The 18,193-nt window shown below is 65.1% G+C and carries 14 protein-coding genes; 8 read left to right on the forward strand and 6 right to left on the reverse strand.

The features are described from left to right. Positions 1 to 53 precede the first annotated feature (53 nt). Positions 54 to 884: a hypothetical protein gene (locus NX02_RS30265; RefSeq protein WP_047100407.1), complete on the reverse strand. Its 831-nt coding sequence runs from the start codon at positions 882 to 884 to the stop codon at positions 54 to 56. Further along, entirely contained in the window at positions 884 to 1,354 is a 471-nt protein-coding gene (locus tag NX02_RS30270) for a hypothetical protein (RefSeq protein WP_047100408.1), read from the reverse strand. The genes NX02_RS30265 and NX02_RS30270 overlap by 1 nt, the downstream gene beginning before the upstream one ends. A 363-nt stretch (positions 1,355 to 1,717) precedes the next feature. On the opposite strand from NX02_RS30270, the gene NX02_RS30275 reads away from it, so the two are divergent. Beyond that, the gene (locus tag NX02_RS30275; RefSeq protein WP_047100409.1) at positions 1,718 to 2,644 is read left to right on the forward strand and encodes a hypothetical protein; all 927 of its coding nucleotides are present in this window, start codon (positions 1,718 to 1,720) and stop codon (positions 2,642 to 2,644) included. Positions 2,645 to 3,648: 1,004 nt separating this feature from the next. Here the strand turns inward: NX02_RS30275 and NX02_RS30280 are convergent. Continuing rightward, positions 3,649 to 4,551, reverse strand: a complete 903-nt coding sequence (locus NX02_RS30280; protein WP_047100410.1) for an endonuclease/exonuclease/phosphatase family protein — start codon at positions 4,549 to 4,551, stop codon at positions 3,649 to 3,651. Positions 4,552 to 4,766: 215 nt separating this feature from the next. On the opposite strand from NX02_RS30280, the gene NX02_RS30285 reads away from it, so the two are divergent. After that, positions 4,767 to 5,315: a Ros/MucR family transcriptional regulator gene (locus NX02_RS30285; protein WP_084718440.1), complete on the forward strand. Its 549-nt coding sequence runs from the start codon at positions 4,767 to 4,769 to the stop codon at positions 5,313 to 5,315. A gap of 93 nt (positions 5,316 to 5,408) precedes the next feature. Here NX02_RS30285 and NX02_RS30290 read toward each other — a convergent pair whose 3' ends face one another. Both NX02_RS30290 and NX02_RS30295 read right to left on the reverse strand, forming a co-directional pair. After that, on the reverse strand, positions 5,409 to 6,017 hold the full coding sequence (locus NX02_RS30290) for an RES family NAD+ phosphorylase (RefSeq protein ID WP_047100412.1): 609 nt from the start codon (positions 6,015 to 6,017) through the stop codon (positions 5,409 to 5,411). Further along, the gene (locus tag NX02_RS30295) at positions 6,017 to 6,724 is read right to left on the reverse strand and encodes a hypothetical protein (RefSeq protein WP_053000807.1); all 708 of its coding nucleotides are present in this window, start codon (positions 6,722 to 6,724) and stop codon (positions 6,017 to 6,019) included. The genes NX02_RS30290 and NX02_RS30295 overlap by 1 nt, the downstream gene beginning before the upstream one ends. A gap of 435 nt (positions 6,725 to 7,159) precedes the next feature. On the opposite strand from NX02_RS30295, the gene NX02_RS30300 reads away from it, so the two are divergent. Continuing rightward, positions 7,160 to 8,005 carry a DUF7146 domain-containing protein gene (locus tag NX02_RS30300; RefSeq protein WP_047100413.1) on the forward strand — a complete coding sequence of 282 codons (846 nt, stop codon included), beginning with the start codon at positions 7,160 to 7,162 and terminating at the stop codon, positions 8,003 to 8,005. An 80-nt stretch (positions 8,006 to 8,085) separates the two neighbouring features. Beyond that, on the forward strand, positions 8,086 to 11,229 hold the full coding sequence (locus NX02_RS30305; RefSeq protein WP_084718442.1) for a strawberry notch-like NTP hydrolase domain-containing protein: 3,144 nt from the start codon (positions 8,086 to 8,088) through the stop codon (positions 11,227 to 11,229). 85 nt (positions 11,230 to 11,314) lie between these two features. On the opposite strand, the gene ltrA is transcribed toward NX02_RS30305, so the two are convergent. Next, entirely contained in the window at positions 11,315 to 12,808 is a 1,494-nt protein-coding gene (gene ltrA / locus NX02_RS30310; RefSeq protein WP_047100414.1) for a group II intron reverse transcriptase/maturase, read from the reverse strand. A 568-nt stretch (positions 12,809 to 13,376) separates the two neighbouring features. Here ltrA and NX02_RS30315 point away from each other — a divergent pair. The 4 genes from NX02_RS30315 (at position 13,377) to NX02_RS30330 (ending at position 18,165) form a co-directional block, all read left to right on the forward strand. Next, a complete protein-coding gene (locus tag NX02_RS30315) occupies positions 13,377 to 14,531 on the forward strand; it encodes a strawberry notch C-terminal domain-containing protein (RefSeq protein WP_084718444.1) in 1,155 nt (384 codons plus the stop codon). A gap of 61 nt (positions 14,532 to 14,592) precedes the next feature. Beyond that, on the forward strand, positions 14,593 to 14,862 hold the full coding sequence (locus NX02_RS30320; RefSeq protein ID WP_158014302.1) for a hypothetical protein: 270 nt from the start codon (positions 14,593 to 14,595) through the stop codon (positions 14,860 to 14,862). Between the two features lie 118 nt (positions 14,863 to 14,980). Continuing rightward, positions 14,981 to 17,149 carry a ParB/RepB/Spo0J family partition protein gene (locus tag NX02_RS30325; RefSeq protein WP_047100416.1) on the forward strand — a complete coding sequence of 723 codons (2,169 nt, stop codon included), beginning with the start codon at positions 14,981 to 14,983 and terminating at the stop codon, positions 17,147 to 17,149. Between the two features lie 86 nt (positions 17,150 to 17,235). Then, positions 17,236 to 18,165 carry an ArdC family protein gene (locus tag NX02_RS30330; protein ID WP_047100417.1) on the forward strand — a complete coding sequence of 310 codons (930 nt, stop codon included), beginning with the start codon at positions 17,236 to 17,238 and terminating at the stop codon, positions 18,163 to 18,165. Positions 18,166 to 18,193 lie beyond the last annotated feature (28 nt).

Genomic DNA, 18,193 nt, shown 5'->3' on the forward strand with positions numbered 1-18,193 from the left:
ACGGCCGCCACAAGTCACGGTCAATCCGCTGCCGTTAATCGGCAGCCGTTCGCTTAGGTCAAGGCGTCGAGAACCTGCGTGAACCGTCCGAGAAGATCGCGCATCGAGAAAGACGTCGGTCGCTGATAAACGTCGGAGTGGCGAGCGATGTTGTAGTGGTGCCCCAGTTGCGATGCGCCGAGTCCGAAGCCGCTGGCACGCACTATTGCAAACTGGCCGGCGGCGAAAAATGGGCGATACTGTGGAACCCGGCCGCCCCAGCCCGCTACGCCGGCCTCGTCGAAAATCCGATGCGGCGCGCCGTCCCAGCTCTGCTGAATGCAAGCTAGATCAAACAACCGCGCGAGCGTCTGCCGCATCTCGTCCGGCGGAGCGTCCGACGTCTTGTCTTTGCACTCGATGGCGACGATGGGCAGCCCGCGAGGATAACCGCCTCCTGTTGTCCCCCGAATTGCGATGCCGACGTCCGCCGGAAGAAGGGAGATGTCGCACTCGTGCCGGGCTCCGCTGCGGCCTCGCCACTGGACACCGCCATGCAGTTCGAACGTATCACTTGCTGACGCCGTCGCTCCCGTTGGGGAAGACGTGGGCGTTATCGTCGGGGCCGTCAAGGCAATGTAGCCGACCGCCGCAATGCTGGCCTCCTTGATGGGCCCTGGCTGGGTGCGGAACAGGAAGTCCGCGCCCGACGGCAGCGGATTGCCGTCACCGCCGTGTAGACGGACGGTCCACCCGTGAGCCGATGCCGCACCGGCCATCCGCATCATGACCCACGCTTCTAGCGCCTTGCCGGTGCCGGACGGCAGCACCGACCATGTATGGGCCGCGCGGTATTGTCGAAGCAGGTTCCTGAGCTCCCTTCGCTCCTGCGTTCCGAGCGGCATCAGCCAACTTCCATCGGCGGCTCGTCGCTCAGAATGCGGCTGAGCAGATCATTGAGTTTGACGGCGAAACGATCGTCCCCTGGGGCGACCAAGTCGCTTCTGGCGCTGATCACCTCGTCGTCCTCAACTAGCACGAAGCGCATTGGCTCGCCGATCGTAAGATCGCCCGCGAGCCGCTCCGCCTCCGCGAGCCTGCGTGCGGGCTCCACCAAGCGGAGCCGCAAAATTCTGATGGCTTCCGCCAGCTGCTCGTCCAGTGGGATAGGTTGGCGACGACACGGTCGGTCTTCGCTTCTTCCGTCGGGAATGGTGTCGGTGTCGAAGCCCGCTTCCAGCGGAACATCGTCCCCGGAGTCATCCGAGGGCACCAAGCGCCCGCTATCCACCTCGCTCAGGATTTCGCCCGCGAGAAAGCCGTAGCCTTCCGCTTCAAGAATGAGGACTAGGCGTCGAACGTCTCGGCTAATCATCTCTTGGCTTCCACCGCAATATCCCCTGCCCTTTGTTGGCTGGACGCCCACGATAGTGGATCGTGATCCCGGCGCAAATCAGCCGCGCTGTATCCATCAGCGCGGCCCGGCTTACCGCGCGGAAACTCTATAAGTCAGCCGTTTCGGGTGCCCCGATTGACGAGATGAACGAATGTGAGCTTTCGCTGTTAACTACCGACTTGGCGAATGACTCGATTTGGGGCGCGGTTCGGCCCGGCAAATGTTGGGCCGAAAGCCGGCCGTCAGCTCATGGAGCCTAAAACGCGAATAGCCGACACGAAGACGTCTCTGCCGAAGACGCGCCGGTCGCGCTTTGCTACAAGTGCGCTTGGGGGGATCGCCATGCCAGAAAGACGCAGCTTCAGGACTTTGCTTAACCAAGAGCGAGACAACCTCGCCCTAGTGATCGGCAACGGCATCAACATCCACGGCGCAGACAATCGCAACTCCTGGGAACGGTTGCTCGTCCAGATCGCGCATCACTGCGCTGTCGACGTGCCCAACGTCCCCAAGGGCACTGCGCTAACCGAGTTCTACGATGTGCTTGAAATGAAACGCAGTAGCCCGACCACCGACGACGATGACCAAACCGCAACTCTCAACCTCCAAGCCGAATTTTGCCGTTTGATGGAACGCTGGGAACCGCTCCGGCACCATCATACCATCATGAACTGGGCAGTGCGCCATGACGTGCCGGTCCTGACCACCAATTTTGAAGAGGTCCTAAGCGACGCCGCCGGTTGCGACTTCATCAAGCCGCCCGAGCTGCCTTTCACCGATTTCTATCCGTGGAGCTGTCGCTTCGCCAACCAGCTGTTCGATGATCCATGCGATGGCTTCGGCATCTGGCACATCAACGGCATGCGCCGCTACCGGCGCAGCATCCGCCTCGGCCTCAGCCACTATATGGGCTCGGTCCAACGCGCCCGTACTTGGCTCCACCGCGGCGAGGCCAACCTATTCAACGCTAAGAATCGGCCAGACTGGGACGGGGCCCGCACCTGGGTCCATCTCATCTTCAACAAGCCGCTGCTGATCTTCGGCCTTGGCCTCACCGAAACAGAAGTCTTCCTGCGCTGGCTGCTAATCGAGCGCGCACGCTATTACCGCAAATTCCCCGAGCGCGCCCATCCCGCCTGGTATGTCTATACCCACACGGACGACGACACGTCCGAGGCCGGCAAGCTCTTCTTCCTTGAAGGCGTCGGAATCAACTGCGTGGAAGCCGACTATGCCGAAATCTATGAGAGCCCTTCCTGGGCGGCCTGACCACTTGCGTCAGGCTTGGCGCCCGAGCCGGGAAGATAGGGGGAAGCCTTTCTTTGAGGATCAGCTTCGGGTCTCGCTTTACCTCTCTGCGGGGGCGATGAGCACCCCGCAACGCCCCGCTTGCGGGCTGATGGCACACGATCAGGCTCTGTCTGCGCGGTGATGGCCTCGTCCCGTCACTCAAACGAACGGCGATTCTCACCGCTCGCTGGTGACCCTCCCAGCTTCGGCTTCTCTGGCCGCCACTTCCAACTTCAGCTCAAGATCACGCGCCTCGGCGAGGCCCATGCCGGCCAGCGATCGAAGTGCCCGGTCGACGCGGTCGCGGTAGCGGTGCGTAGGCCCAAGTAGGCTTGGCTCCTCGCTGGCCGCCCTTCATGCTGCGGTCAAGGCGCGGGCCGAACGCCCCACAACGACGGTGGAACCGAGCGCTTGGCCTTGATGATCCTCGGCCGCGATGCGCCGGTAGCGCCCACCCATTGATCGTTTGGCTAGCTTTGCAGCCTGGTCGGTGCCCCGTCCGGCCATCTTCGCCGACTGCCGGCGGCGCTACCCGATGCCTCGCTGGCCGCGGCACAGGCGAAGGAATGCTGGGAGCGCTTCATCGAAACGCTCAATCGCCGGATGGAATTCGGGCCGCGCCTCAAGAACGAGGTTTCCGAGGACATCGAGGGCGGCACCGCTGGAGCACCGGGTTGAGCGCAGCCCGATTTTTCCCGAACCCTAAAGTGGCTCGAACGCCTCGCCGCATTATTCGCGAGGCCAACTCACTTTTCTTGCTGCATCGCATGCGATCGCCCGCAGGAATGACTATGGCTGACCTTCGCGAGCAGTCGAAGTGAACGGCCGCTTTGGGATCGACCTGACAAGCACCGAAAGTCCGTCATTAGGGCGCGAAGCCGACAGGCTGGTTTGCGCGATCCGAGTGGCCGGTTTCAGCAAGAGCCGACGCTCACATCAACGACGCTGAATGTCTTGAGCTGGTCGAGAGCAGCCATGCCCCGCTATTTAAGGGTGACCATTATCGGGCAATGGTCCGAGAAGTGCTCGCCGCCGTCGGGATAGTGCGTCTCATTGAACGTAACCATCGCATCGCCTGCGCGCTTGTCGAGGACGATATGGTCGATGAAGCTGTCGTAGCGGGGATCGCAGCCGGGTGGCGTGCCATCGTCCGCGAGGCGAAGGTCGGCGTTGGCGGGATCGGCATCGTCAATCTCTTTCCAAACGGGATCCCCTGCAAGCGCAAGTCGGCGGTTCCAGTCGCCGAGGACGGCGAAGCGGGTCGGGCTTCTCGCGGCGTCGTCGATCCAGGCTTCCAGCTTCGGGATTTGGTCGAGCAGGATGGGGCAGGCGTTGCCGTCGGTTCCCGAGAAGCATCCGGACTTCAGATGGATGCCGAGCAAGCGGAGCGGGGCGCTGCCATCTGGCCGGATCGTGATGTCGACGCCTGAGCGCAGCTGCGGGTTGCCGAGCATCAGGCTGGTGACGTCCGGGCGGCGCTCGAAGGCGATGCCTTTGCGGATCGCGAAGCCGACAGCCTGGCGGATGAACTGCTGTTCGGGATGGCGGCCGCCGCACGTGCCGCTAGGGTCGCCCGCGCGCTCTTCCATGACGATCGTGTAGCGCGCCGGATCGAACACGCGCTCGGCGGCCTTCACCGATTCCGCTTCCTGGAACGCGATGACATCGGCGTCGAGGCCGTCGACGATCGCGCGCATTGCCTGATAGTCGGCCGCGGTGCGCGGCTGGCAGCCGGTGCCGTCCTTCTCGGCGAGGAATTCGAGGTTCCAGCTTGCGAGCTTAAGCGGACGGGCGGCTGCCGGCGGTCGGGCTTCGGGAGCCGGCCGGGGTGTGCTGCAGGCGACGGTCGCGGACAGCAGGGCGAGGGCGGCGATAGTGCGGATCATGCTATCCTTGTGCCGGGCGAGCCGGGCAGCAGCAAATCGATTTTGCCTCCAATGAAGGACGAGGTCTTGCACCGCTCCCTATGCTCCGACCGCCATTCCCGTATCGATCGACTGCCGTCGCTTCCAGGGACCTTAGTTTATGAAAAAGCGGTGATGACTCCTGCCGTATCCCAGAGATCTATCGTCACTGGATCATGCTCCAGCAGGTTGGTAGAATGGCTGCGCGCCTGGCGGCGCTTTCGGCTCATGCGGTGCTAGGGAGATATGTATTGGTAGCGTCCGATCTGACTGACATGACGGCGGACATCGTCATCAATTATGTTGCGCATAATGAACTGCCGATCGCCGATGTCGCCGGGTTGATCACGCAGGTGCATGGCGCGCTTGCTGGTCTCGGTGCGGAGCCGGAAGCCGTTGCGGAGCCGGTTCACGCGGCCGCTACCACTATTCGGAAAAGCCTCGCCGACCCGGCGAAGATCATCTCCATGATCGACGGAAAGCCCTATTCGACATTGACGCGCCATCTGTCGACGCATGGCCTGACCCCGCAAGCTTATCGCGAGCGTTACAAGCTGCCCGTGGACTATCCGATGACGGCACCGGAATATTCGGCGCGCCGCAAGGAGCTGGCGCTGGCGGCCGGGCTGGGACGCAAGCCGGCACCTCCCAAAGTGCCGGAGGTCAAGGCGGGACGGCGCAAGCTGGGGATCGCGACGAAGGCCGAGGCCGCGCCAAAGCGTATGCGGGCCGCGCGCGCGAAATAGGTCGCGCTTTGCTCTGCCGAGGTGCCGGCAGGTCTGCCCCGGTTGGATGCGCGGCGACCCCAGTGGCCGTCGCCGTCCGGCGAGGCGGCGGCTTCAGGTCAAAGCTACCTGGAAATCGTCGAGGAGGCGACTGATGCCGGGGGTACGGTCGAGTTGCTGCGTACTTGTCGGTGACAGCTTCGCGACCGCACGATCATAGATTGCAAGATTGATCTCGGTGTTCAGTCGTGAAGGGTAGATCAGTCCGTCAATCCTGTCGGGATGCTCATGCATCGCCAGCGACCAGCGGCGCGCGAGCGTCTGGCTGCGACCGCGGACGACGTCACTGGGGATGCCCATGCGCACCGGCGCGTCGCCGCGCAGGTCGATAAGCGTCAATGCCTGCGTGACACTGACCTGCGAATAGAGCCGGTCGGTGATCTCGGCTTCGGCGATCAGCAGGTCGCCGACCACGGCATCCCGCTGGTCGCGCATGATGGTTTCGAGAAAGCAGACCTTGAGCGTCGAGCCGAGGTAAAGAACACCGAAGCGGTTTGCATCGACCCGACGGCGTGGGTCGCTGAAGCGGCTCGCATGCTTGCCGAAGCCAAGCGGGTCGGGCCAGGCCTGACGATGGATGCGACCAAAAGTCCGCCCCGCCGCGATCGTCGCGGTGTCGAGGCGGATCCTTGCGAAGTCGGGCGTCGGCGTGGCGCCAGCCACTACGCGAAGTCGCCCCGCGCCACGCTCTCAGCGGCATCTAGAACATCCGCCGTACGTCCGCGCTGCAGCGCATCGCGTGCCGTCGCGCCGTCGAGTGCATCGTGATGCTGCGTCAGGAAGCGATAGACCGTCCAGGGGCTCGGACCGAGCAGCGCGAACAGTTGCGGCAAAACCTCGAGTGGCTTGCCGTCATCATTGACCTGCCATGCGGGGAAGCGGAAGCCGCGCTTCGCGCCGTCGAGTCCGAGCAGTTCGTGTCGCTGCCGCCGCGCATTGACGGTCACGCGCGAGATGCCGAGCCGGTCGGCCATCGCATCGGCCGACAGCATTTCGCCGCCGCCGAGGATCTCCGCAGCCTTGACGCGGCCGCGCGCGCGCGCCGCGGCGAAGGCGCGGTCACGCTCGGCGACATCGTCCGCGTCCATGGCCTGTTCCCGCGCCAGCGTGTTGATCTCGGGCGCGCCGTCGGCATCGACAGTGATTGTGAAGCCCGCGGTTCGTCCGCTGCGGCGTGCCTCGGAAAAGAGGCTGCTGAGTTCCTCGACCATCTGCTTGACGATGCTCCGATGCGGGCGCAAGCCGTCAATCACGGTCGGCGATACAGCGACGGCAAGGGTGGCCCCCGCCGCGGCACCGGCGGCGCTCTTCAGCACGAATTGGCCGCCGCGGGGCCCGCGAGCGATGGGCTCGGATTTGGTGCTCGGCATTCGAAACTCCTTGCAGCAACAGTAAGGCGCATGCGTAGTATCGTCAAGTTCGTAAAGTTCGATAAGGCAATTTGAGCCCTACGCGTTCTATCCGCGTCGGCGGTTCGCTCGACGCCACGCAGTCCCGGCATGACACGGTTCCGCGGCTGCGCCGCGTCTGCATATGGAGGAGAGAGGGAAGGATGGTGTCGCCGCCGGGAAGGGGATCGCGCTGTTTGCGATACGGTCTCCGCCGGACCTGGTGAAAAGCTGCAGCAGGGCGCGTCACAATGGAAACAAGGTGCGCCCCACCATCCGTCGCCGCGCTTCGGCGTGGCCACCCCGGCTTCCTCCCGGCGGCATCCTTTGGCCTGAACGTCCGCCGCCCGTTTTACCGCCTTGAGGCATGTGCGGTTGCGCGCCGTGAGCAGGTCGTATGTCACGAAGGGGAAAGCCATGTCGCTGATCGCCAATCCACCGACCCAGGAACTCATCGATCTCGTCCACGCGCTCGGCGGTGAATGGGCTGGTCGCACAGCGATGTGCCGCTGTCCGGCGCATGCGGACAGTGATCCGAGTCTGTCACTCCGCCAGGGCGATCACGGACTCCTCGTTCATTGCTTTGCCGGCTGCGCGCCTGACGACGTGCTGCGCGAACTGGCGCGGATCCGCGTGGTTCCAGGAGCGGAGTCGCCGCCCGCTGGCGCGCCGTCGAGGCGCTCCAACGTCCAGCGGCTCTGGAACGAGGCTCGCGACGTCCGTGGAACGCTTGCCGAACGCTACCTGCGCCACCGGCACTTCGACGATATCCCGCCGGACCTCCGCTTTCATCCGCGCTGCCCGCTGCACCCGAGGCCGCACACGGTTTTTCTTCCGGCGATGCTCGTAGCGGTGCGCGAGCGGACGCAACTTGTGGCGCTGCAGCGGATCTTCCTCGATCCGGTGACAGCGCGCTACTCGCGCAAGGTGATGCTGGGACATCCCGCTGCCGGGGCCTGGCAGGGCGGACGCCCGCGCGACACGCTCGCTATCGCCGAGGGCTTCGAGACCGCGCACGCGTTCACGATTCTCCACGATATCCCGTGCTGGGCGGCTTTAGGCGGTCGACTGGACCAGATCATCTTTCCGGAGCGCATCACGCGACTTCTCATCGCCGAGGACAATGACGGACCGGGCCGCGCCGCCGGCACGCGCGTCATCGAGCGACACAGCCGGACCGACCTGAGCATCGAACGCTGCCCACCACCGCGCCACTTAGGCGACTGGGCGGACGTGCTTGATGCGCGTCACATGCGCCCCTGACGCGAAGCGTCAGGAGAAGAGGGGAGGGGGATCAAGGAGGTGTGGCCGCGCAAGGTGCGTGAGCCGCCCAGGAGATCCCGATGACCGACCTCTTCGACGCGCCTGCGCGCCCGTTCGCGCACGCCGGCGCCCTGATCCGCGCCGCGCTCGCCGGCGACGCCCCCATTCCACGCGCCACGCTGAATGAAGCGATGAGCACGGCCTTCGGCGGGTCCGACGCGGATGGTCGCTGGACGCAGCGCGACAGTTTCGAAGCGCTCGAGCTGGCGCTGGCGATGCATCTGGCGGGCACAGCTGCGCCACTGTCCGCAGATTGCCTGGTGCCGATCCTGTCACTCGCCGAACGGCTGCCGACGCAGACGGTGCGCAGCGAGACGCAGATGGCGTGGCATCAGTTCTCGACGCCGATCGATCTCGCCGGCGTCGCCGCCCTGCTCGCCGCGCCGAAACCCGACGATGTCGTACTCGAACCAAGCGCCGGCAACGGCCTGCTTGCCACCCAGCTCGGTCGGGTGGCATCGCTCCATCTGAACGAAATCGATGCCGATCGCCGCGATCGCCTCGCGATCGCCTTCCCGACGGCGAAGATCAGCGGCCACGACGGTGCCGTCATCAACGCCACGCTGGCCGACATCGTACGCCCGACCCTGATCCTGATGAACCCGCCCTTCTCGCGCTCGATCGGCCGCGGCGACGACGACTACGCCGCAGTCCGCCACCTGCAGGCGGCGCTGAAGCTGCTGGCGCCACATGGCCGCATCGTTGCGATCATGCCCGACTGGTTCGGACCTACGGGTCGGATGCGCGACCTTTTCCAAGCCACCCTCCGCGACATGACGCTGCGCACCGCGCTGCGGCTCGAGAAGTGCTACGGCAAGCACGGCACCTCGATTGCGGTCCGCCTCTACGTCATCGACAAGGCCGCCGGCGCGCACGCGCGCGAGACTCTGCAGCGCGATTCCGTGGCCGCACTGCTCGATGGGTTGCGGATTCCGCTGCGTCTCACACCGGCGTCGGTCTCGAGCGCTCCGACGCCGGTTCGCAAGGCGGTGTCGCTGTTCGGCGCTGCCAAGGCGGCGAAGATCTCAGCGCCCGTCGTGCGCAAACCTGCCGCGCACAACGATGCCGTGCTGCCCGTCGGCTACAAGGCGCTGGAAACGCCGGCGCCGCTGCTCGACCAGGTTGGGCTCTATCTGCCTTACCGTCCGAGCCGGATCGCCTTCGGGACCGCCGGCGAGCATCCGACCGCGCTTGTTGAATCGATCGCGATGGGCTCGATCCCGGCGCCGATCCCGGACTATGTTCCGCGCCTGCCCGAACGCACGGTCACCGAGCGGCTGCTCTCGGCTGCCCAGCTCGAAACCGTGATCTACGCCGGCCAGGCATGGTCGCAATTCCTGCCGGGTCGCTTCGAGCCTGCGAAGGAAGGCGTTGGCCTGGTCCTCGCCGAGGACGGCAGGGCCTATCGCAAGGGATTCTTCCTTGGTGACGGCACCGGCGCCGGCAAGGGCCGGCAGATCGCCGCCTGCATCCTCGACAACCGGCTCAAGGGGCGCCGCCGCAACATCATCGTGACCAAGAACGAACCGCTGCTCGAGGACGCACGTCGCGACGTCAGCGCGCTCGGCGGCAGCGCGGCGGACATCCAGCCGATCTCCAACTGGTCGATCGACGAGCCGATCCGCCTCGACGACGGCACCTTGTTCGTAAGCTATCCGACCCTGCGGTCGATGCGGGCCGAGCATAGCCGGCTCCAGCAGATCCTCGACTGGGCAGGGCCGGACTTCGACGGCGTCATCGCCTTCGACGAGGCGCATGAGATGGGCGGCGTCGCCGGGGGGGAGGGGGCGCTCGGTCCCAAGACCGGCTCGCTGCAGGGCATCTGCGGGGTGCGGCTGCAGAACGCCCTGCCGGAGGCGCGGATCCTCTACGCCTCCGCGACCGGGGCCTCCGACGTCAACAACCTCGCCTATGCCGTGCGGCTTGGGCTGTGGGGGCCGCAGACGGCGTTCGCCGATCGCGAGCGCTTCATCGCCGATATCCGCGCCGGCGGCATTGCCGCGATGGAAGTCGTCGCTCGCGACCTGAAGGCCATGGGCCTCTATCTCGCGCGTGCGCTGAGTTTCGCCGGTGTCGAATATGACGTGTTGCGCCACGAACTGACGCCCGAACAGATCGCGATCTACAACACCTACTGCGACGCCTGGGCGGTGGTGAACCGCGACATGGAAGCGGCCCTCGGCCAGACCGGTGTCGTCGATACGCTCGCTGGCAACACGCTCAACAGCGGCGCCAAGGCCGCGGCGCGGTCGCGCCTCTATTCGACCATGCAACGCTTCTTCGGCCAGGTGCTGCTCTCGATGAAACTGCCGACGGTGATCGCGGCGATCGAGACCCATCTTGCCGCCGGCCAGTCGGTCGTGCTGCAGCTGGTCTCGACCGCGGAATCGATCCTAGATCGTCGACTCGCTGCCTTGTCGGCCGACGAACGCGCTGACCTCGAGTTCGATCTCTCGCCGGTCGACTATATGCTCGACTATTGCCGGCGCGCCTTCCCGATCCGCCAGATGCGCGTCTTCAAGGATGATACCGGCACCGTTCGATCCGAGCCGATGTCCGACGATGACGGCAATCCGGTCTACAACCCGGAAGCGATCGCGGCGCGCGAAGCACTGATCGAGCATATCTGCGCGCTTCCGCCGATCGCTTCGGCGCTCGACGGTATCATCGGCCATTTTGGCAAGGACATGGTTGCCGAGATCACCGGGCGTTCGCGCCGGCTCGTCGTTAACGCACACGGCCAGCAGCAACTCGAAAGCCGATCGCCACGTGCCTCGCTCGCGGACGCCACCGCCTTCATGGACGGCACCAAGCGTGCGCTGATCTTCTCGGACGCGGGCGGCACGGGCCGTTCCTACCACGCGTCCCTCGATTGCAGGAACCAGCAGCAGCGCGTCCACTTCCTGCTCGAGCCCGGTTGGCGCGCCGATCGGGCGGTGCAGGGGCTCGGCCGCACGCACCGCACCCACCAGGCAAGTGCGCCGCTGTTCCGCCCCGTCACCACGGACTGCAAGGGCGAACTGCGCTTCACCAGCACGATCGCGCGGCGGCTCGATGCGCTGGGCGCGCTCACCCGCGGCCAGCGCCAGACCGGCGGCCAGAACCTGTTCGACCCCGCGGACAGTCGGGTAGGTGCGGCCCCTTGCGGAGCCGCACCCCCCTAAGAACCGGACGTGCCGCTTTCGCGGCATCCGGCTCAAGCCTCTAGCAAGCCCGGTTTGACCCGGACCAGCAGTACCGACAACCCAGTCAGAGAGGGCTGGGCGGGGAGGACCTAAACGTCGGCCCAGTGGGATGGCTTCGCCGTGTGACGAAGTAGCTATCCCAGATGGGGTCGAACGGATTGGCGTCCGCCCGGATTTTGACGTGACGACGGATGGCTAGATCGGCGGCTTGGAACAGCCGCACGAGCGTAGTTTGTCCAGCGTGGTCAGTCGTAACTGCCCGGAACACCCAGTTGCGCGTGCCAAGGCGGGGGAAGTATTTGTCCTTCACCCATTGGCGCGGCTTATGGGGGTGCCTGCGGCAGGCCCACCGCCAGAGGAGCTCCCAGATGGCATGATCGACCTTGGTGAAGGTGCGACTTGCCACTTGGTTGCGATGATAGGTGGCCCACCCCCGGATGATGGGATTGAGCCGATCTATCAGTTCCCCGTGCGTCATGCTGGTGGCAGCCTTGATGATCGTTCGGATTTTGCGCAGAAGCGCAGCCACGTTTTTGCGGGCTGGCGTGATGAAGAGTTTCCCCTTCGTCCTGCGCGCGGTCCAACCGAGGAAGTCGAACCCTTCCTCGACTCGCACGACGCGGGTTTTCTCGGCAGACAGGGACAAGCCTCGCTCCGCCAGAAAATCCACGATCAGAGCTTTCGCAATTTCCAGCACTTCCAAGGATGAGCCGGTTATCACGAAGTCATCGGCGTAACGCACCAAGAAGACCTTGGGATCGGGGTTCCGGTAACGGTATTTGTGGCCAAAGTGGCGTTGAAGTACCGCTTCCATCCCATCCAAGGTCATATTTGCGAGGGTGGGCGAGATAATGCCTCCTTGCGGAGTGCCCGCCCGCGTCTCGCGCAGTTCACCATCCTGCATGTAGCCCGAGGTCAGCCATTTCCGGAGTATCACTTTGTCCATAGGGATGTTGGTGATAAGCCAGTCGTGGCTGATGTTGTCGAAGCATCCGGAGATATCCGCATCGAGCACCCATTCCGCAGTCCCTTTGCCTTTCAGTGCGAGGAAGCAGCGGCCGATGGCATCGCGGGCGCCTCGGTATGGCCGGAAGCCATATGAGTTCGGATCCGCGGTGGTCTCGGCGATCGGTAGGAGCGCCAGCAGGTGAAGTGCCTGCATGGCGCGGTCGATCATTGTGGGTATGCCGAGCGGACGAAGTTTACCGTTTGCCTTGGGTATGAAAACCCGTCTCAGCGGCTGAGGACGATAGCCTCGCCGTTTGAGCGACGATATTCCCCTGACTTTCTTGCCCGGCGAGTTCCAGATGATCCGGTCCACCCCGGGCGTCCTCTTTCCTTGATTTTCGGTGACCCGCTTCACGGCAAGTGCCTTGCCGCTAAACGAGGTAGTCAGCAGCCGTTGCAGGGCTTTCACCCGGCCCCAGCGGCCTTCCTTCACTGCCTTCGCGATACGCACCTGCAGCCGTCGCACGGTCTGTCGCACTTTACGCCAGTTGATCTGGTTCCAGTCCGGCTTCCCGTGGGAGGCCGCACCAGCCATTTTCATGACCGTCATTTGCCTGTCCTCCTCATGAGGGTTCTGCCTGTTTTCTCGCGATAAGAGACCAGTCGGAAGTCTGCTCCCTTTCGGGCGGGGTGATGTTGGCGAACCGCAACCCCTATCCTGACCGTTACAGCCCGGCGTTCGCTTTCTCCGACCTCCTTTACCCGCACCCCCAACAGCGTCCCTTGCGGTCGGCCTGCCCGTTGCCGGGCGGGAGTACGGGCTTACCGTGTTTCACTTAAGTAACGAGGATGGGTTAGACCCTGCCTTTCCGCCGGCGGTCCTATTGTCCGTGTACTCCCACAAGATAAAAGAGTAACCGACCGCATACCTTTTGGTTCGAGCCTATCAGCACCTTTGGCTCGTCTCAGCTTGACGACGTTTATCAGCAGTTCACTTTCGTTGGTCATACCATCCAGCCTAGCGCCTTTCCGCATTGGTGCTCGCAGAAGTGTTTTCACCTCACGGTGGCAACACGGCCCGAAGGCCCGGCTACATTGTCCCGGCAGCTTCACACCGGACCGTTACCAGTCCCGCATGTGCCGGTAGGCTACTGATGACGGAACATCAGGTTTGATTCATGAGTAAAACTCCTTTCAAACAATTGCTTAAGCGACTTCACGTCGCACATCTGGAGAGCGAATATGCGGTTGCCGCGCTTCACAACTGGTATCAACTGCTCGTCGCCGGCAAGCTCACCAGCACAAATCTTGACGACTTCCAGTATCGCAGCGGGCTCGAGCTCCTCGACAAGGATGGCGTTCTCAAGGAAGACCTGCCGCCGATCCAGCGCTGGCTCAACCGCCTGCTCGCACTGCCGATCGCGCTGCAGAACGCGATCTTCGACGAGTTCCTCTCGCTGGTCGAAACCCGCGTCGACGCCGCGCGCGAGGCCGGCACGCTCGATGTCGGCGTCGAGACGATGATCGTCGAGGAGGCCACGATCATCGACGACGTCATCCTGCGCACCGATCCGTTGACGGGGGCCACCTCGCACCTCCTTCACATCGAGATCGGCATCCGGCGAAAGCCTGTGTCCGCGGACCGCATTCTGCGGCTCGCCGATACGATCGAAGGCGCGACGACGATGTTCAACACCCAGTCGCACATGGTCGCGCTGCGGATGCCCGCACGCTCGCTGATGGAAGAGAGCGACGGGACGCTGATCCCGCGCTTCGAGATGATGCGGCCGACCCGCAGCGACTATCATCGCGCAATCGCGATGCAGGAATCGGCATGGGAGCCGATCGGCCGTGACGACTTCATCACATTGTGGCGCGCCGAGGCGGATGAAGCCGCCAACACGCTCCATCGCGAGCACATCCGGATCGCGACCGGCCTGCTCCTGCCGATCTGGTCCGCGCTGAAGGGCAGCAGCAGCGTCAAGCGCGTCGCGGCTGCTGACGGCCGCTCCTGGCTCGGCCGGATCGTCCATGACGGCGACGTGCAGGCGCTCTACAGCGCACTCGGCCTTGGCACGTTCACGCTGCCGCCCGCCGAGATCGCCTGCGCGGTGATCGGCGGCCGCAGCATCGATGTCGAGCGGCCATTCCGCATGACGTTCCGCCGCGCGCTGGTGAACCGGTCGCAGCGCATCGAGATCCTCAACTGTCCGGCCGACCAGCTTGCCTGGCTCAAGTCGCTGGGCGCCTTCACCGAGATCATCGGTTTCCGCACCCGCGTCTTCGTTCCGGTCGACCAGGCCGAGGCGATCCTCACGCGGATCCTCGCCTGACACGACCGTGCGCGCGCCATTGGCGCCGCGCTTCCGACCCTTCCATCGACAGGAGGCCAGCATGCGCAAGCCCTACATCCAGCGTCACACCCGGCTCCATCCCAAGCTGTGGGCGCCATACAAGATCATCGCCTACCCGTACGGCTTCCACAACTGGCCGGGAGACCTCGCGCTCCCGGTCTGGATTCCCGAGGCACGCGTCGTGGGTCCGACCTGCGCGCTCCTTCGCACGCTCGGCGAACAGCGGACGCTCGATGACGCGATCGAGGCCTGCTGGATTCACCTCGCGGGCTTGATGTCCGGTGAGGCGGCCACCTCGAAGCCCGCCTGAGCTTCCGCGACGCACGTCCTTCAGCTCTCCCGCGCGTTGCGCGGCGCCACGGCGGGAGAGGGGAGGGGGAAGGGAGACCGTGTCCGGGATTAGGCCCGAAGACATGAGGAGTGCCCAGATGATCCAGACCGTCAAGCTCGCGAAGCTCCGCCTCTCGCCGATCAACGTCCGCACCGCCGATCCGGCGGCGCTCGCGCTCGAGCCGCTCGCAGCCGACATCGCCGCACGCGGCGTGCTGCAGAACCTGCTCGTGACCCCGGCGTCGAAGCCGCGCGGCACCTTCGAGGTGTTCGACGGCGGCCGACGGCTGCGCGCGCTGCAGCTACTCGCCCAGGCCGGAACGATCGACGCGGCCGACTATGAAGTGCCGGTGCTCGTGCTCAAGGACGACGAGGCGGCGCTCAGCGAAACGTCGCTCGCCGCCAACTTCCACCAGCTCAGGCTCAACCCCGCCGAGGAATGCAAGGCGTTCCAGCACTTCCTCGGCGCTGACGGCGACATCGATGCCGTCGCGAAGCGCTTCGGCCAGACCCGCCGGTTCATCGAGGGCCGCCTGCGCCTCGCGGCACTCGCCGTCCCGATCTTCGACGCGCTCGCCGCCGGCGAAATCACGCTCGATGTCGCCAAGGCCTATGCCACGACCGACAGCCAGGCCCGCCAACTCAGCGTCTGGGAAGCCTATCAGCACAGCAACCCGGTCGCCGACACGATCCGCCGCGTCATCGCGCAGAACAGCATGGATGCGAACAGCCCGATCGCGCGCCTCGTCGGCGAGGACGCCTATGTCGCCGCCGGCGGCGCTGTCGACCGCGACCTGTTTTCGGACAATGCCGACAAATGGACCAACCCCGAGATCGCCGAAGGGCTCGCCGATGCCCTCCTCAGGGCCGAGGCCGATCGCCTTGCGGCCGAGCTGGGGCTCGGCTGGGTGCGACCGATCCGCACTGCCTACGCGATCAGCCACGCCCACAACCTCTATCACGTCTCGCTCGAACAGCCGGCGCTTGATGAGGCTACCTCCGACCGGCTCGCGCAGCTTCGCACCCGCGAGGCCGAGCTGAACTCGGCGATCCAGCACAACGGGTTCGGGGACGCCCAGATCGAGGTATTCATCAAGGAGCTGAACCAGGTCTCCGACGATATCGACGCGATCGAGAACCGTGCGCCGGTGCTGCCGGAAGGCCTGCGGCCGCATGTCGGCGCGTTCCTCACGTTGACGCCGCAGGGCGAGATGCAGCTCGACCCGCGCTACTACAGCGAGATGCCGATCACCCGCGTCAGCGATCAGGATGCCGAGCCGCCGATCGCTGACGGCGCCGACGAGGCCGCCGACGCCGGCAACCCGGAGCGCGGCAGCGACGGCGCTGCCAGCGACCGAGAGCATATCGTCGACGGCTTCCGCATCGGAGATGTCGAAACCGATGATGCCGGTGCAGGTAGCAAGCCGATCAGCGCCCGCCTCGCCGACGAACTGGCGATGCAACGCCGCGATGTGCTCGGCGCGTCGATCCTCGACCACCCGGAGCTGGCGCTCGACTATCTGCTCTTCGCGATGATCGACCCGACCTACGTGGCAGGCCACCGCGACACCGGCACCACGATCCGGGCACCGTTTCCCACCGACCCGATCGTCGGAGATGTTCCGGCGTCTCCCGCGCGCGACATGCTGGCCACGGCGCGTGCGACGCTCAACGCCGGTTGGGCGGACCATGAAACCCTCTTCGACCGCTTCATGGCGTTCCGCGCGCTGGACGACGGCGACAAGACGGCGTGGATGACCTGGATCGTCGCGGTGACGCTCGAAACGCGGCCGGTGCATCTGCGCGATACGGCGTCGCTGCATGACAGCCTCGCCGGCATCATGGGCATCGATGTCGCGGCGATGTGGCGCCCGACCGCGGCGAACTTCTTCGACCGCATCTCAAAGTCGACGATGGTGGGCATCCTCAACGATGTCGGCGGGCCCGCCGTCGCGCAACGTCACGCGACCCTCAAGAAGCCGGAGATGGCAACGGCAAGCGAGAAACTCTTCTCCGGCAGGACGATCGTCGAACCCGAGGTCAAGGCGGCCGCGCTTGCATGGCTGCCCGAGCCGATGCGGTTCGCCACGATCGACCTGTCCAGCATGGCCGAGGCCGACGACGGTGCAGCGACCGACGGCGAGGCCGGCGAAACCGACAGCCTCGATCCCGACGACGCCGCTGACGACGATTACAACGACGTCGATGACGACGACACGCTGATGGCTTCGCGCTTCGACGAGATCGCCGATCAGCTCGTCGACTGACCGCCGTCCACACACTCCTGGGCGACTGACCGCCGGCGGCAGAACGTCGCCGGCGGTTCCTTTTCGCCGCCAAGAAAGACCATAAGATGACCCAGGCAGACGCTCCGCGCCGCGACGCCGCGGCCGAGATCACCAACCTCATCATCCGCAAGCTCGAGGAAGGCGTACCGCCCTGGCGGCGGCCGTGGCGGATGTCCGCCGGCGCCGGTCAGCCGCTGCGCCACTGCGGCACCCCTTATTCGGGCATCAACCGGCTCTACCTCTGGGCGATCGCGGATGCCCGCGGCTACGCGTCACCCTACTGGATGACGGCGCGACAGGCCGAGCAGCTCGGCGGTCGCGTGCGCCGGCACGAGCAGGGCTCGGTGTCGGTCTTCTTCTCGCGGATGACCCGCGACGAGCGCAATCCTTCCACGGGCGAGACCGTCTCGCGCCTCATCCGCTTCCTGCGCAGCCACGTCGTCTACGCGGCGGACCAGATCGACGGCCTGCCCGACCAGTACCGCATCGAGCGGGAAATCCCGACGCCGCTCGCACCATCGGAGCGGCAGAATGCGATCGACCGCTTCTTCTCCGCGATCCCGTCCACCGTGCGCCATGGCGGCAACGAGGCCTTCTACCATCCCACGGCCGACTATATTCAGATGCCGCATCGGCACATGTTCCGGTCCGCCGACCTTCACGCATCCACTTTGGCCCACGAGCACATTCACTGGACGGCAAATCGCAATCGGCTCGCGCGCGCCTTCGGCAAACGCTTCGGCGATAATGCGTACGCATTCGAGGAACTTGTCGCTGACGTTGGTGCTGGCCTGGTCTGCGCCGACCTTGGCCTGCCCAACGAGATCCATGACAGCCACGCCAGCTACCTCGCTTCATGGCTGTCGGTCATGAAGGCCGACAAGACCGCCATCATCACCGCCGCCGCCCATGCCGATCGCGCGTGGCAGTTGCTGCGCTCCTACAGCGCCGCCGCCGAGACCGGCGAGGCCGACCAGATGAAGCGAGCGGCCTGATGTTCACCATCCCGGATTCCCCATCCCA

It is taken from the genome of Sphingomonas sanxanigenens DSM 19645 = NX02 (assembly GCF_000512205.2).
GTDB lineage: Bacteria > Pseudomonadota > Alphaproteobacteria > Sphingomonadales > Sphingomonadaceae > Sphingomonas_D > Sphingomonas_D sanxanigenens.

Bases quoted from the DNA above. Each gene is read 5' to 3' on its own strand.
- NX02_RS30265 (WP_047100407.1), bottom strand. From the start codon at position 884: ATGCCGCTCGGAACGCAGGAGCGAAGGGAGCTCAGGAACCTGCTTCGA.
- NX02_RS30270 (WP_047100408.1), bottom strand. From the start codon at position 1,354: ATGATTAGCCGAGACGTTCGACGCCTAGTCCTCATTCTTGAAGCGGAA.
- NX02_RS30275 (WP_047100409.1), top strand. From the start codon at position 1,718: ATGCCAGAAAGACGCAGCTTCAGGACTTTGCTTAACCAAGAGCGAGAC.
- NX02_RS30280 (WP_047100410.1), bottom strand. From the start codon at position 4,551: ATGATCCGCACTATCGCCGCCCTCGCCCTGCTGTCCGCGACCGTCGCC.
- NX02_RS30285 (WP_084718440.1), top strand. From the start codon at position 4,767: ATGGCTGCGCGCCTGGCGGCGCTTTCGGCTCATGCGGTGCTAGGGAGA.
- NX02_RS30295 (WP_053000807.1), bottom strand. From the start codon at position 6,724: ATGCCGAGCACCAAATCCGAGCCCATCGCTCGCGGGCCCCGCGGCGGC.
- NX02_RS30300 (WP_047100413.1), top strand. From the start codon at position 7,160: ATGTCGCTGATCGCCAATCCACCGACCCAGGAACTCATCGATCTCGTC.
- NX02_RS30305 (WP_084718442.1), top strand. From the start codon at position 8,086: ATGACCGACCTCTTCGACGCGCCTGCGCGCCCGTTCGCGCACGCCGGC.
- ltrA (WP_047100414.1), bottom strand. From the start codon at position 12,808: ATGACGGTCATGAAAATGGCTGGTGCGGCCTCCCACGGGAAGCCGGAC.
- NX02_RS30315 (WP_084718444.1), top strand. From the start codon at position 13,377: ATGAGTAAAACTCCTTTCAAACAATTGCTTAAGCGACTTCACGTCGCA.
- NX02_RS30320 (WP_158014302.1), top strand. From the start codon at position 14,593: ATGCGCAAGCCCTACATCCAGCGTCACACCCGGCTCCATCCCAAGCTG.
- NX02_RS30325 (WP_047100416.1), top strand. From the start codon at position 14,981: ATGATCCAGACCGTCAAGCTCGCGAAGCTCCGCCTCTCGCCGATCAAC.
- NX02_RS30330 (WP_047100417.1), top strand. From the start codon at position 17,236: ATGACCCAGGCAGACGCTCCGCGCCGCGACGCCGCGGCCGAGATCACC.